Below are 13,672 nucleotides of genomic sequence, written 5' to 3' on the forward strand. Positions count from 1 at the left end.
GAGAAGGTGCCAGCAGGCGGATAAGGGGCGCTGCAGGCGAAAAGCTCTTTCACACCTTCAGATCGGCTGGCCCGCAAGCAGACGCGGGTCGCCTTCCCCGGCCACCCCGGCCGCCTGGCGGATGAAGAAGTTCTTGAGTGACGGAATGCGATCGACGATGCCGAGGCCGACGTCGCGGGCGATCCTGATCGGCGTGATGTCGTTGGAAAACAGCCGGTTCAGGACATCCGTCGTCACCCCCATCCGGAAGGTGTCGAAACGCCGCCAGGTCTGGTAACGCTCGAGGACCGCGAGCGAGCCTATGTCGAGGCCGAGGCGGTCCGCCTCGACGATCGTTTCGGCGAGCGCCGCCACGTCCTTGAAGCCGAGATTGAGCCCCTGGCCCGAGATCGGGTGAATGCCGTGAGCGGCATCGCCCGCAAGCGCGAAGCGGGGTGCTACGAACTCCCGGGCAAGCGTCAGCCCGAGCGGGAAGGCCCTGCGGCCGCCGACAACCTTGAGGTGGCCGAGCTTGTGGCCGAAACGGCGCTCGAGCTCTTCCTCGAAGAGGAAATCGTCGCCCTTGACGAGGCGTTCGGCATCGAAGGTGCTTTCGGTCCAGACGAGTGAGGAACGGTTGTTCTTGAGCGGCAGCGTCGCAAACGGCCCAGCGGGCAGGAAATGCTCCTCGGCCGTGCCCTCGTGCGGGCGCTCGTGCTCGACCGTCGTGACAATGCCCGACTGGCCGTAATCGAACTCGACCACCTTGATGCCGGCCGCCTCGCGCAGCCTGGAGCGAACGCCATCACAGGCGACCAGGAGCCGCGCCTCCATCATTTCGCCGTCGGCAAGCGTGATCGCCACCGCATGCTCGCCGCTCGCGAAGCGCTCGACCATCGTCGACTGCCGGATGGAAACGCCAAGGTCCTTGCAGGCGGCGCGCAGTGCACCGACCATCGCCGTGTTCGGCACCATGTGGGCGAAAGGACGCCCCTCGCCGCCGTCGCCCTCGAAGGTGAGAAAGACCGGGCGCACGGGGTCGGCCGCCTTCGAATCGGTAATCACCATCCTGAGGATCGGTTCGGCCTCGGGCGCAATCGCATCCCAGACACCGAGAACCTCCAGCATCCGCTCGGCGGCCGAGGCGACGGCGGACGCCCGTTCATCCTTCTTCCAGGCGCCTTCCGGCGCGCCGTCGACGACCGTGATGTCGAGATGGGGCGCCGCCTTTTTCAGCGACACGGCAAGCGACAGACCGACATAGCCGCCTCCGGCAATCAACACATCGATCATCCGCTTCTCCCGTCGCACTCGAGCCCATCCTGCTTGAGCCCCATTCCACTTGAGCATTGTCCCATGGCTATATAGATCAATGCCATCGCTGTTCCTACACCGGAGACTGCCGAAATGTCGCGCCCCGCCGAAACCGCCACGCCCATGGATGCGCTCCTTGCGATACTCGACCTCGAAAAGCTGGAGGAGAACCTGTTTCGCGGCTTGAGCCCCCAGGTCGGCTGGCAACGGGTCTTCGGCGGACAGGTGATCGGCCAGGCGCTGGTGGCGGCGCAGCGCACCGTCGACGAGGGCCGCTATGTGCACTCGCTGCACGCCTATTTCATGCGGCCGGGCGATCCGTCGGTGCCGATCATCTACGAGGTCGATCGTATCCGCGACGGTTCGAGCTTTGCCACCCGGCGGGTCGTGGCAATCCAGCACGGCAAGGCCATCTTCTCCATGTCGGCTTCCTTCCAATATGACGAGGACGGTTTCGAGCATCAGTTCGAGATGCCGAAGGTGGCGATGCCCGAAACATTGCCCGGTGAGCAGGAACTCAAGGAAAAGTTCCTCGTCCATGCGCCCGAGGCAATCCGCAGGTACTGGGAACGTCCGCGCCCGATCGAGATCCGCCCGGTCGCGCTTGAGCACTATTTCTCGCGCGACAAGCTGCAGCCGACGCAGGATGTGTGGGTGAAGGTCGTCGGCACAGTGCCGGACGAGCGCCATCTGCAGGCAGCCGTGCTCGCTTATCTCTCGGACATGACCCTGCTCGATACCTCCCTCTACGCCCACGGCACCTCGGTCTTCGACCGCAACCTGCAGGTCGCCAGCCTCGATCACGCCATGTGGTTCCACCGCCCCTCGAAGATGGACGGCTGGCTGCTTTACACCCAGGACAGCCCGAGTGCGCATGGTGCCCGCGGCATGACCCGCGGCAGCCTGTTCGACCGCTCAGGGGTGCTGATTGCCTCCGTGGCGCAGGAAGGATTGATCCGCAAAAAGGCAACTGAATAACAATTGGGCAACTTTTATTTTCTGCACATTTTTTAGGCTGAAGTTCTGGTGATTTTTTAGCATTCCGTGGAACAATCTCCACGGAATGTATTTTTTTTGGTTTCTTTCAAAGACTTAAGCCATTCCATCGAATCTGGCACGCCCCTTGAATGTGTCTTTTCGGTTGCCCGGCGCTTCACGCGCTTAAGCAGCAAGGAGAGACGGCCTCCGGCGGAGGCGGAAAAGGATGGGAAACCAGATGAAAATTGTGATGGCCATTATCAAGCCGTTCAAGCTCGATGAGGTTCGTGAAGCCCTCACTCAAGTTGGCATCCAGGGGCTGACCGTAACCGAAGTGAAAGGCTACGGCCGCCAGAAGGGGCACACCGAAATTTACCGCGGCACCGAATACGCCGTGAGCTTCCTGCCGAAGCTCAAGGTGGAAATCGCCGTGCCGTCGGAGATCGTCGACAAGGCCGTCGACGCGATCGCCTCTGCCGCCAAGACCGGCCAGATCGGCGACGGCAAAATCTTTGTCTATGCGATCGACCACGCCATGCGCATCCGCACCGGCGAAACCGATTCAGAAGCGTTGTAAACCACGCCGTTCAGGGAGCATTTCTCACATGTCATCGTTCAAACTTTCCACTCCTCTCGGACGCCTGGGCGCAACCGCTGCCGCCCTGCTTGCGCCGGTCGTCGCCTTCGCCCAGGAGGCGGCCCCTGCCGCCGCTGAGGCCGTTGCGGCAACCCCTGTTCCGGACAAGGGCGACACCACCTGGATGCTGCTGTCGACCATTCTCGTGCTGCTGATGACCGTTCCGGGCCTGGCGCTCTTCTACGGCGGACTCGTGCGCGCCAAGAACATGCTCTCGGTGCTGATGCAGGTCCTGATGATCACCGCCGTCGTCATGATCATCTGGGTGACCTACGGCTATTCGCTGGCCTTCACCGATGGCGGCTCGCTCAACTCCTTCGTCGGCGGCTTCTCGAAGATCTTCCTTGCCGGCGTCGACACGACGACGCTCGCGGAAAGCTTCTCGAAGGGCGTGTTCATTCCCGAATACGTCTTCGTGGTGTTCCAGATGACATTCGCCTGCATCACGCCGGCGCTGATCGTCGGCGCTTTCGCTGAGCGCATCCGCTTCTCGGCCGTCATTCTGTTCGTCGTCCTCTGGGTCACCTTCGTCTACTTCCCGATCGCCCACATGGTCTGGTTCTGGGGTGGTCCGAGCGCCTATACGGCCCCGACCGGCCTGATCTTCTCCTTCGGCGCCATCGACTTTGCCGGCGGCACCGTTGTCCACATCAATGCCGGCATCGCGGGCCTCGTCGGCGCAATCCTTCTTGGCAAGCGCACGGGCTACAGGAAGGAGATCATGGCGCCACATTCGATGACGCTCACCATGGTCGGCGCCTCGCTGCTGTGGGTCGGCTGGTTCGGCTTCAACGCCGGCTCCAACCTGGAAGCCAACGCCTATGCGGCGCTTGCCATGATCAACACCTTCCTCGCAACGGCGGCCGCAATCATCTCCTGGGCCGTTGTTGAAACGCTCGTCCGCGGCAAGGCCTCCATGCTGGGTGGCGCATCGGGTGCCGTTGCCGGCCTCGTCGCCGTCACGCCGGCTGCCGGTTTCGCCGGCCCGATGGGCGCGATTGTGCTCGGCCTCGTCGTCTCGCCGGTCTGCTACTTCTTCGTCGACGTGGTGAAGAACAAGTTCAACTATGACGACAGCCTCGACGTGTTCGGCATCCACGGCGTCGGCGGCATCCTCGGCGCGATCGCAACCGGCGTCCTCGTCAACCCGGCGCTCGGCGGCGCAGGCATCGTCGACTATTCGACTGCCGACTTCGCCGCTGGCTATGCCGGCACGGCAACGCAGGTCTGGGCGCAGCTCAAGGGCGTGCTCGTCACCGTCCTCTGGTCCGGCATCGGTTCGGCCATCCTCTACAAGGTGGTCGACGCGATCGTCGGTCTGCGCGTCTCGGTCGAAGCGGAGCGTGAGGGTCTCGACCTCTCCTCGCACGGCGAAGCCGCCTACCACGCAAGCTAAGCAATCGCGGCGTCGGGAAACGCGGCGCCGCCTAAAGTCCCGTCGCGGTCCGTCTGGTTATTGCGGACCGCCTCTGGCCCGGATCCTCAAAGATCCGGGCCTTTTTTGTCCAAAGACACCGGTCGTCCCAACGCTTTGAACTTGCGCAATGCCGGACGGAACGCCGTTACCCACTCTTCCTGGAACCGCTCTATTTCGCCGGCACACGCTCATGGTTAATGTCGCATTAACCCTACTCCGCGTAGGTTGATTCCATGGCACGCAATGTGCCCGAAGCGTCCCGCTCGCACGCACACTCTTCGAACGTGGGCGAGATGCTCCGGAATCAAGCTACTGGAACGTCCCCATGGTCTACCCATGAACGCGCGACGCTCCGAAGGATCGACACGGGCAACAGGCAACATGAGCAGAAGCAATCCCGCAACGCTTGACAGCCGTTCCAACCGGTTCGTGCTGGCCACCTTCGTTTGGCGCCAGATCACCTCGCTGGCAGGCTTTGCCCTGTTCGGCGCGTTGGCGCTTGCCGTCGCCGCGCTGTCGACTTGGAACGTGTCCGATCCGAGCTTCTCCTACGCAACCTCGAACGAGCCGACCAACGTGCTCGGCCACGCCGGCGCTGCCTTCGCCGACATCTTCATGCAGTTCTTCGGGCTGGCGAGCGTCGTAGCATTGCTTCCCGCCGTCGCCTGGGCGCTTGTCCTCATCGGCGGCAAGCCGTTCGACAAGGCGTTCAAACGCCTCGGCTTCTGGTTCGTCGGCTCCGCACTCGCGGGCGCGGCGCTGAGCTGTGTTCCGGCGCCGATTACCTGGCCGCTTCCGAACGGTCTCGGCGGTGTTTTCGGCGACATGATCCTGCGCTTCCCTGCCCTTTTCACCGGGGCTTTCCCGACCGGCACCTTCGCGACCGTTCTCGCCTGCCTTTTCGCTGTCCCGGCTGCCTGGTGCCTGATCTATAGCGCCGGCCTCATCGGCGTCAGCGAGGAGCAGGAAGAAGAGCCGGCGACAGAGGTCGCGCCGAGCAAGGCCCGCACCATCGGTGAGGAACTTGAGGACGAGGACGCCGAAGGCCCCTTTACGCTGTTCATGGGCTCGCTTGCCCACATGCGCTTCACGCTGGAGGCCCGCCTGCGCCGCGCCTTCGGGATGAGCGGCACGCGAAGCACCAAACGCCGGTATGACGAACCCTATGACTTCAATAATGACGAGTTCGGCACGTTGAACGAACCCGTGCGGCCGAAGCCGCTGGCCGATCGTGTCGAGCCTTCCCTCGACCGCGCCGAACGCCGCGTCGTCGCGCCGCCGCCGATCATGGCCGGCGACGACGACGATCCGCCCTTCGATCTCGACGAGCCGCGCCGCCCGGCGGGCATCCTGCCGGACGACGACGAAGATGATATTGCCGGCGATTGGGCACCAAGAGCCGCTCCGCCGAAGGCGGGGCTCGCCAAGTCCGGATCGCGCGTCGCGTCGCCGGCGCCGCGCCCCAAATCGGGCCAGCGCGTCGAACGCGAGGCGCAGCGCTCGTTTGTCGAGGACGACGGCGACTTCACGCTGCCGCCGATGCACTTCCTCGCCGAGCCGAAGAACATTGCCCGCGATCCCTCGCTTTCGTCCGATGCGCTCGAACAGAACGCCCGCATGCTCGAAGGCGTGCTCGAGGACTTCGGTGTCAAGGGCGAGATCATCCATGTCCGCCCCGGCCCCGTGGTCACGCTTTACGAACTGGAGCCGGCGCCGGGCATCAAATCCTCCCGCGTCATCGGCCTTGCCGACGACATCGCCCGTTCGATGAGCGCGATCGCTGCCCGCGTCGCGGTCGTGCCAGGCCGCAACGCCATCGGCATCGAACTGCCGAACCAGCGGCGTGAGACGGTCTATCTGCGCGAACTGATCGGCTCGCGCGACTTCGAGACGACCAAGACGAGGCTCGCCATGGCGCTCGGCAAGACGATCGGCGGCGAGCCGGTCATCGCCGATCTCGCCAAGATGCCGCATCTGCTCGTCGCCGGGACCACCGGTTCGGGCAAGTCGGTGGCGATCAACACCATGATCCTGTCGCTGCTCTATCGGCTCAGGCCCGACCAGTGCCGCCTCATCATGATCGACCCGAAGATGCTGGAACTCTCCGTCTATGACGGCATCCCGCACCTGCTCTCGCCGGTCGTGACCGACCCGAAGAAAGCCGTCGTCGCGCTGAAATGGACCGTGCGCGAGATGGAAGAGCGCTACAAGAAGATGTCGAAGATCGGTGTGCGCAACATCGACGGCTTCAACACCCGCGTCGAGCAGGCGCTGGCCAAGGGCGAAGCGATCACCCGTACGGTTCAGACCGGGTTCGACCGCCAGACGGGCGAAGCGATGTACGAGACGGAGGAATTCGACCTCACGCCGCTGCCCTATATCGTCGTAATCATCGACGAGATGGCGGACCTGATGATGGTCGCCGGCAAGGACATCGAAGGCGCCGTCCAGCGCCTCGCCCAGATGGCGCGTGCGGCCGGCATCCACGTCATCATGGCGACCCAGCGTCCGTCGGTCGACGTCATCACCGGCACGATCAAGGCCAACTTCCCGACGCGCATTTCCTTCCAGGTGACCTCGAAGATCGACAGCCGTACGATCCTCGGCGAGCAGGGCGCCGAACAACTGCTCGGCATGGGCGACATGCTCTACATGGCTGGCGGCGGGCGCATCCAGCGCGTGCACGGCCCCTTCGTTTCCGACACGGAAGTGGAGGAGGTGGTCGCTTATCTGAAGACCCAGGGCGTGCCGCAATATCTCGATGCGATCACCGAGGACGATGGCGAAGACGAGGACGGCGACGGACCGGCCGGCACCTCCAACCTCGCCGATTCCGACGATCCCTACGACCAGGCGGTGGCGATCGTGCTGCGCGACGGCAAGGCGTCGACCTCCTACGTGCAACGACGCCTCGGTATCGGCTATAATCGTGCCGCCTCGCTCATCGAACGGATGGAACAGGAAGGCATCATCGGACCGGCGAACCATGCCGGCAAGCGCGAGATCCTGGTGCCGACCGAGGCGGAAATCACCGGCCGGTAATCCGGCCCTCATCGCCGGCCGCCGTGACGGGCAGCCGGTAACGGTCATTTGAAACGACGCCCCCTGCGGCACCGGGCTGCGCCTTGAAGGCGCCCCACTTGCTCTTCAAATGATCCTGAAATGAAGGAGACTGCGATGACAGAGACAAAAACCGGCCAGGGCAGCGATCGGGCAATCTCGCGGCGCGTTTTCGTTTGCGGCCTGGCGGCTTTCGCGGGCATGGCCGGAACGACGCTCGATGCGCGGCACGCCTCCGCACAGGCCTCTGGCGTCGCCCAGAGGATCGCCGATCATTTTTCGTCGGTGAAGACGATGGCGGGCGAGTTCGTGCAGTTCGGGCCACGCGGCGAGCAGACAGGCGGCAAGTTCTACATCCGCCGCCCCGGACGCATCCGCTTCAATTACGAAGCCCCCTCGCCGATGCGGGTGATCGCCGACGGCAAGTCGGTCGTCATCGGCAACATGAAGCTGAAGACCTGGGATATCTACCCGCTTTCGAAGACGCCGCTCAATCTGCTGCTGAGCGAGAGGATCGACCTGACCGGCCGGATGGTGCGCGCCGTGCGGGAAGAGTCCGACCTCATCACCATCGTGCTTGGAGACCGCTCGATCTTCGGCGATTCGACCATCACGATGATGTTCGACCCGAAGACCTACGATCTCAGGCAATGGACGATCACCGATCCCCAGAAGAAGGATACCTCGGTGATGATCTTCAACGTCCGCACCGGAATGGATCTGGACGACAAGGTTTTCCGCATCCCCTACGACGAAGTGCGCAACAAGCGAGGCGGCTGAAGCGCGACGCCGCGGTCATCTCCGGTAGACGGAGCCGACCCAAGGCATAGGTCGCGGCTATTCAGTGCTTTACCGCAAATCATCCGCAACTGAACAAGCAGGCGGCAGTGTGGTCGCTGGGGCTGTTTCTTGCCTTGTCGATTGGCGCGCGACGCCTTAAAAACGCGGCCTGACCGCCGGGAGCATCCCTGCTCGATTGCCGGCGCACTCATCCTTTCTACAGCGCCGCGCGTCTTATCAGACGCGCAAAGGACGCTGTAGCACTTTGAATTAACGCATGTTTCCTTAAATCGGCAACGATCTAAGGAAACATGCAGTAGGGAACGCGGAATGAACCTTTCCATCGCCACATGGAACATCAACTCCATTCGCCTGCGCATGCCGCTGGTCGAGCACTTTCTGAAGACATGGCAACCCGACATCCTGTGCCTGCAGGAAACCAAGTGCCCGAACGACCAGTTTCCGTCGTCGCCGCTGAAAAGCCTCGGCTACAAATACATCGAGATGCACGGCCAGAAGGGTTATCACGGCGTGGCGACCGTTTCGCGCCTGCCGCTGCATGAGCTTTCCGATCGCCGCGACTATTGCGGCGTCGGCGACGCACGCCATCTCTCCGTAGTCTTCGGGGCCGCGGGCAAGACGATACGCCTGCACAATTTCTATGTGCCGGCCGGCGGCGACGAGCCGGACCGGGCGATCAATCCGAAGTTCGGCCACAAGCTCGACTTCGTCGACGAAATGAAGCTCCTGCACGCCGAGGCCGAGGCTGGTATCTCGTCCATCCTCGTCGGCGACCTCAACATCGCGCCGCTTGAGCACGACGTCTGGTCGCACAAGCAGCTCCTGAAGATCGTCAGCCACACTCCGATCGAGACCGAAGGCCTAACAGCCGTAATGACCGGCGGCGCCTGGGTCGATCTGATGCGCCAGCACGTGCCCCCGCCGGAAAAGCTTTACACCTGGTGGAGTTATCGCGCGAAGGATTGGCAGCTTGCCGACCGCGGCCGCCGGCTCGATCATATCTGGTCCTCGGCCGACATCGCGCCGAAACTCGCCCGCATCGACATCCTGCGCGAGGCACGCGGCTGGGAGCGCCCTTCAGACCACGTGCCGGTGATCGCGCATTTCGAGCTTTGAGATTCGGCTGCCCTCCCTGGTGGGAGGGGTCTTTCGAGAGGGCCGCTCCGTGACCCCTCAGGCAAACCGCCCGGCAAGCGCCTCGGCGCGCCGGATCATCGCCTGCAGATTCTCGCGGATGCGGGCTTCGACAAGCGCCGTCACCTCCGGATACTCTTCCAGCATCCGACGAAAGAGCGGGCGGTTGATGCGGATGACTTCGCTGTCATCGTCGGCGGTCGCCGTGAACTTGCGCTCGACCATCGAAATCAACGCCAGTTCGGAAAGAAGCGCGCCCCGCTCGACGGTCGCCACGTGCTGCTGCCGGCCCTCGCCGTCGGCCTTCGAAAGCGTGAAACTGCCGGCGGCAACGGCAAAGGCACAGTCGGCCGGTGCCCCTTCGCGAAAGAGTTCATGACCCTTCAGCACCCGGCGACGCTCTGCGCCGAAGGCAATCAGCCTCAGCTTGTCCTCGCTGATATCGGCAAAGAGCGCCACATTGGACAAAAGCGCGATGTCGTCGTTGAGTGCCAAGGCGGCGAAACTCCCAGCTCACATTTACAGCGCCGCGCATCTTTTAAGACGCGCAAAGGACGCTGTAGCACTTTGAATTGCTGCATGTTTTTATCCCTAACTCGGCTACGATTTAAGGAAACATGCAGTAAAGAGCGGAATGCGGAACGGAAAGCCGCTTCACACCTTTCCGCGATCCCGCTTAAGGAACGATCTTGTAGCCGCCGTTCTCTGTCACCAAAATCTCCGCATTGGAAGGGTCGCGCTCGATTTTCTGGCGGAGCCGGTAGACATGCGTCTCCAGCGTGTGCGTGGTGACGCCGGAATTGTAGCCCCAGACCTCCTCGAGCAGGACATCGCGCGTGACCACTTTCTGGTCGGCGCGATAGAGATAGCGGATGATCGCCGCTTCCTTCTCCGTCAGGCGGATCTTCTGGCCATTCTCCATCGTCAGCAGCTTCTGGCTCGGCTTGAAGGTGTAGGGACCAACGCTGAAGGTGGCGTCCTCGCTCTGCTCGTGCTGGCGAAGCTGGGCGCGGATGCGCGCGAGCAGCACGGCAAAGCGGAAGGGTTTGGTAACGTAGTCGTTAGCGCCCGCTTCGAGCCCGAGAATGGTATCCGAATCGGTATCGTGCCCGGTCAGCATGACGATCGGCGCCTTGAAGCCGCCCTTGCGCAGGAGCTTGACCGCTTCGCGGCCATCCATGTCAGGCAGGCCGACATCCATGATCAGGAGGTCGACCTGGTGCGCACGGGCGGCCTGAATGCCTTTGCCGGCGGTTGCCTCTTGCAGGAGGTCGAACTCTTCATAGAGAGAAAGCTGCTCTACCAGTGTCTCGCGCAGGTCATTGTCGTCATCGACAAGGAGAATGGTGCGTGTCGCCATAGGGACAATTCCTGTTTGCTTCCTGAATCAAAACTAGCTCAAATGCCGCTCTTGGCAAGCCGGCCGCCGTTGAACGCCGTCATAAATGCAACCATGCCTATGGTCGTCACCAAGTCACGGACAAGGCAAAATTTTGTGAGAATAATGCGCAAGAAAACGTCGGGAGTAAGATCGCCGAAATCCATGATCGTCGTCAGAATGGCGCCACGCGACCGCCGGCGCGCACTTGTCAGTTTCGATGGCAGAACGGAGCAGGCGGCAATCGGCCGAAGCGGCGTGACGGCGATCAAGCGCGAGGGCGACGGCGCGACACCGCGGGCATCGATGAAGCTGATCGGCGGTTACATGCGCCGCGACCGTATCTCGTTGCCGCCGACTCGCTTGCCGATGCGTGCCATCCGCCGCGACATGCTGTGGTGCGACGATCCCGCGCACGCCTCCTATAACCGCCCGGCCAAAGCCCCGCTCGCGGTGGGTCACGAGACGATGATGCGCGACGACGGCCTCTATGACGTATGCCTGGTCATGGACTGGAACATTTTCTGCAGGCGGCGCAACGCCGGCTCCGCAATCTTCTTTCACCTCATTCGCCCCGGCTACGAGCCGACGCAGGGCTGCGTCGCCGTCAGCCTGCCGGCAATGAAGCGGCTGATCCGGCATATGCACCGCGGAACGATCGTGAAGGTGGGGTAGGAAGCCGACGGCTGCATCACGTTCCGTCGTCCAGCATTCGCGGCGTCACGAACTGAACGAGCCGGCCCGTACCGGGCGCAATCTCCGACCATTGCTCGATAGTGAAATCCATGACGGCGAGCCCGGCCGTCGGAAACTTCTCGCGCAGGCGCGCCAACGCCACCTCGTCGCCGCCTCCAATGAGGAGGAGAGCAAGCTCCGCCATGCCCGGGTTGTGCCCGACGAGCATGAGCTTCTCGACCGACGGCTCCACCTTTCGGATCACATCGATCATCGCCTTGGCGCCGACCTCGTAGATGGCGACGGCGTCGCGGGCTTCAACCTTGTGCGGCAACGCCTCGGCCACAAGCTCCCAGGTCTCCTGCGCACGCCGGGCAGTCGACACGAGCGCGAGATCCGGGATCAGGTCCTGCCGTGCCATGAAGGCGCCGATTGCCGGCGCCGCCCTCCGGCCGCGGCCGGCAAGCGGGCGGCGATGGTCGGCAACCCCCTCCGGCCAGGCGGATTTGCCATGGCGCAGCAACAGAAGGCGGCGTGTCGGAGGTGTGGCGTCGTCAGGCATGGGAGCGTTCCTCATCCGTCGGCCGATGGTTCCATTCTCGCACCGTCGCGCGCAATAAAAAAGGCCGCCCCGGAGGGCGGCCTGAGATGCCGGAAAAGCTCGAACCGGCTTATTTCCACTCGCGGATGTCGACGAAGCGTCCGGATACCGCCGCCGCGGCGGCCATCGCCGGCGAAACCAGATGCGTGCGCCCCTTGAAGCCCTGACGGCCCTCGAAGTTGCGGTTCGACGTCGAGGCGCAACGCTCGCCCGGCTTCAGCCGGTCGTCGTTCATCGCCAGGCACATGGAGCAGCCGGGCTCGCGCCAGTCGAAGCCCGCTTCCTTGAAGATCTTGTCGAGGCCCTCGGCTTCCGCCTGCTCCTTGACGAGGCCGGAACCCGGCACGATCATCGCCGAAACGGTCGAGGCGACCTTGCGGCCCTCGACGACCTTGGCGACGGCGCGCAGATCCTCGATGCGGCCATTGGTGCAGGAGCCGATGAAGACCCGGTCGATGGCGATGTCGGTGATCTTCGTGCCCGGTTTCAGGCCCATATAGTCGAGCGCACGCCATTTTGAAGCGCGCTTGGTCTCGTCCTGGATTTCATCCGGGTTCGGAACGATGCCCTGCACCGAGACCACGTCTTCCGGCGACGAACCCCAGGAAACGATCGGCGGCAGATTGGCAGCGTCGAGCACGACGACGCGGTCGTAGTGGGCGCCTTCGTCCGTGTGCAACGTCTTCCAGTATTCGAGCGCCATGTCCCAGGCCTTGCCCTTCGGCGCGCGCGGCCGGTCCTTGATGTAGGCGAAGGTCGTCTCGTCCGGCGCGATCAGGCCGGCGCGAGCGCCGCCTTCGATCGTCATGTTGCAGATCGTCATGCGGCCTTCCATCGAGAGCGACCGGATGGCTTCGCCGGCGAATTCGATGACATGACCGGTGCCGCCGGCCGTGCCGATCTCGCCGATGATCGCGAGGATGATGTCCTTGGCGGTGACGCCCGGCGGCAACTGGCCGTCGACACGCACCAGCATGTTCTTCGCCTTCTTCTGGATCAGCGTCTGCGTTGCCAAAACATGTTCCACTTCCGAGGTGCCGATGCCGTGCGCAAGCGCGCCGAAGGCCCCGTGCGTCGAAGTGTGGCTGTCGCCACAGACGATCGTCATGCCCGGCAGCGTGAAGCCCTGTTCGGGGCCGACGATGTGGACGATGCCCTGGCGCTTGTCGTTCTCGGAATAGTATTCGACACCGAAGTCGGCAGCGTTCTTGGCGAGCGCCTCGACCTGGATGCGGCTCTCCTCGTTCTTGATGCCGAGGTGGCGATCGGGCGACGTCGGCACGTTATGGTCGACGACGGCAAGCGTCTTTTCCGGCGCGCGGACCTGGCGGCCGGCCATGCGCAGGCCCTCGAAGGCCTGCGGGCTCGTCACTTCGTGGACGAGGTGACGGTCGATGTAGAGAAGACAGGTGCCGTCGTCCTGGCTGTTGACCAGATGATCGTCCCAGATCTTGTCATAGAGGGTACGCGGTGCGCTCATGGCGATATTCCATTTGAATTTTCAGAGTATGGGAAAAGGCCGGCAGCAGTGCAGCCGGAAAACTGACCGAACGATCAGGATAGGCGGCTGGTGAGCGCGCCGGAGACCCGCGCGAAAAAGCGTGCCGGCAGACGCTTGTGGTCCTGCAGCACGACGATTTTCTGTTCGCGACATCCGAATTTGGATTCCATGGCCGTGCTCATATCAATTTTTCGGCT

Annotated in this window: 13 protein-coding genes; 7 read left to right on the forward strand and 6 right to left on the reverse strand. The window is 63.2% G+C overall.

All coding sequences use genetic code 11. From position 1 onward, the window contains the following. Positions 1-57: 57 nt before the first annotated feature. Entirely contained in the window at positions 58-1,272 is a 1,215-nt protein-coding gene (locus QN222_RS15350; RefSeq protein WP_283964241.1) for a ubiquinone biosynthesis hydroxylase, read from the reverse strand. A gap of 114 nt (positions 1,273-1,386) precedes the next feature. Between QN222_RS15350 and tesB the strand changes: the two genes are divergently transcribed. From tesB to QN222_RS15380, 6 genes are all read left to right on the forward strand, one after another. Further along, entirely contained in the window at positions 1,387-2,271 is an 885-nt protein-coding gene (tesB, locus tag QN222_RS15355; protein WP_283964240.1) for an acyl-CoA thioesterase II, read from the forward strand. 226 nt (positions 2,272-2,497) lie between these two features. Then, positions 2,498-2,848, forward strand: coding sequence for a P-II family nitrogen regulator (locus QN222_RS15360; RefSeq protein ID WP_283964239.1), 351 nt, complete (start codon positions 2,498-2,500; stop codon positions 2,846-2,848). Positions 2,849-2,876: 28 nt separating this feature from the next. Continuing rightward, on the forward strand, positions 2,877-4,304 hold the full coding sequence (locus QN222_RS15365) for an ammonium transporter (RefSeq protein WP_283964238.1): 1,428 nt from the start codon (positions 2,877-2,879) through the stop codon (positions 4,302-4,304). Between the two features lie 402 nt (positions 4,305-4,706). Beyond that, positions 4,707-7,367 carry a DNA translocase FtsK gene (locus QN222_RS15370; protein WP_283964237.1) on the forward strand — a complete coding sequence of 887 codons (2,661 nt, stop codon included), beginning with the start codon at positions 4,707-4,709 and terminating at the stop codon, positions 7,365-7,367. A gap of 135 nt (positions 7,368-7,502) precedes the next feature. Then, positions 7,503-8,165 (forward strand): outer membrane lipoprotein carrier protein LolA, encoded by a 663-nt coding sequence (locus QN222_RS15375; RefSeq protein ID WP_283964236.1) that lies wholly within the window; start codon positions 7,503-7,505, stop codon positions 8,163-8,165. Between the two features lie 330 nt (positions 8,166-8,495). After that, positions 8,496-9,302, forward strand: coding sequence for an exodeoxyribonuclease III (locus QN222_RS15380; protein ID WP_283964235.1), 807 nt, complete (start codon positions 8,496-8,498; stop codon positions 9,300-9,302). Between the two features lie 57 nt (positions 9,303-9,359). Here QN222_RS15380 and QN222_RS15385 read toward each other — a convergent pair whose 3' ends face one another. The 3 genes from QN222_RS15385 to QN222_RS15395 form a co-directional block, all read right to left on the reverse strand. Next, complete coding sequence (locus QN222_RS15385) at positions 9,360-9,815, reverse strand: cyclic nucleotide-binding domain-containing protein (RefSeq protein ID WP_284005494.1); 456 nt, start codon at positions 9,813-9,815, stop codon at positions 9,360-9,362. A gap of 181 nt (positions 9,816-9,996) precedes the next feature. Further along, entirely contained in the window at positions 9,997-10,680 is a 684-nt protein-coding gene (locus tag QN222_RS15390; protein WP_136505392.1) for a response regulator transcription factor, read from the reverse strand. 38 nt (positions 10,681-10,718) lie between these two features. Continuing rightward, positions 10,719-10,865: a hypothetical protein gene (locus QN222_RS15395; protein ID WP_283964250.1), complete on the reverse strand. Its 147-nt coding sequence runs from the start codon at positions 10,863-10,865 to the stop codon at positions 10,719-10,721. Between QN222_RS15395 and QN222_RS15400 the strand changes: the two genes are divergently transcribed. Beyond that, positions 10,825-11,373 (forward strand): L,D-transpeptidase family protein, encoded by a 549-nt coding sequence (locus QN222_RS15400; RefSeq protein WP_283964234.1) that lies wholly within the window; start codon positions 10,825-10,827, stop codon positions 11,371-11,373. The two genes, QN222_RS15395 and QN222_RS15400, sit on opposite strands and share 41 nt — an antisense overlap. Positions 11,374-11,389: 16 nt before the next feature. On the opposite strand, the gene QN222_RS15405 is transcribed toward QN222_RS15400, so the two are convergent. Both QN222_RS15405 and leuC read right to left on the reverse strand, forming a co-directional pair. Continuing rightward, positions 11,390-11,935: a histidine phosphatase family protein gene (locus QN222_RS15405; RefSeq protein WP_283964233.1), complete on the reverse strand. Its 546-nt coding sequence runs from the start codon at positions 11,933-11,935 to the stop codon at positions 11,390-11,392. Positions 11,936-12,044: 109 nt separating this feature from the next. Further along, positions 12,045-13,454 (reverse strand): 3-isopropylmalate dehydratase large subunit, encoded by a 1,410-nt coding sequence (gene leuC / locus QN222_RS15410; protein WP_283964232.1) that lies wholly within the window; start codon positions 13,452-13,454, stop codon positions 12,045-12,047. Positions 13,455-13,672: the final 218 nt, after the last annotated feature.

It is taken from the genome of Sinorhizobium sp. 6-70 (assembly GCF_030124375.1).
Classification (GTDB): domain Bacteria; phylum Pseudomonadota; class Alphaproteobacteria; order Rhizobiales; family Rhizobiaceae; genus Sinorhizobium.

Excerpts from the sequence above, each read along its gene's own strand:
- QN222_RS15350 (WP_283964241.1), bottom strand. The coding sequence starts at position 1,272 with ATGATCGATGTGTTGATTGCCGGAGGCGGCTATGTCGGTCTGTCGCTT.
- tesB (WP_283964240.1), top strand. The coding sequence starts at position 1,387 with ATGTCGCGCCCCGCCGAAACCGCCACGCCCATGGATGCGCTCCTTGCG.
- QN222_RS15400 (WP_283964234.1), top strand. The coding sequence starts at position 10,825 with ATGCGCAAGAAAACGTCGGGAGTAAGATCGCCGAAATCCATGATCGTC.
- QN222_RS15395 (WP_283964250.1), bottom strand. The coding sequence starts at position 10,865 with ATGGATTTCGGCGATCTTACTCCCGACGTTTTCTTGCGCATTATTCTC.
- QN222_RS15360 (WP_283964239.1), top strand. The coding sequence starts at position 2,498 with ATGGGAAACCAGATGAAAATTGTGATGGCCATTATCAAGCCGTTCAAG.
- QN222_RS15405 (WP_283964233.1), bottom strand. The coding sequence starts at position 11,935 with ATGCCTGACGACGCCACACCTCCGACACGCCGCCTTCTGTTGCTGCGC.
- QN222_RS15380 (WP_283964235.1), top strand. The coding sequence starts at position 8,496 with ATGAACCTTTCCATCGCCACATGGAACATCAACTCCATTCGCCTGCGC.
- QN222_RS15370 (WP_283964237.1), top strand. The coding sequence starts at position 4,707 with ATGAGCAGAAGCAATCCCGCAACGCTTGACAGCCGTTCCAACCGGTTC.
- QN222_RS15390 (WP_136505392.1), bottom strand. The coding sequence starts at position 10,680 with ATGGCGACACGCACCATTCTCCTTGTCGATGACGACAATGACCTGCGC.
- leuC (WP_283964232.1), bottom strand. The coding sequence starts at position 13,454 with ATGAGCGCACCGCGTACCCTCTATGACAAGATCTGGGACGATCATCTG.
- QN222_RS15365 (WP_283964238.1), top strand. The coding sequence starts at position 2,877 with ATGTCATCGTTCAAACTTTCCACTCCTCTCGGACGCCTGGGCGCAACC.
- QN222_RS15375 (WP_283964236.1), top strand. The coding sequence starts at position 7,503 with ATGACAGAGACAAAAACCGGCCAGGGCAGCGATCGGGCAATCTCGCGG.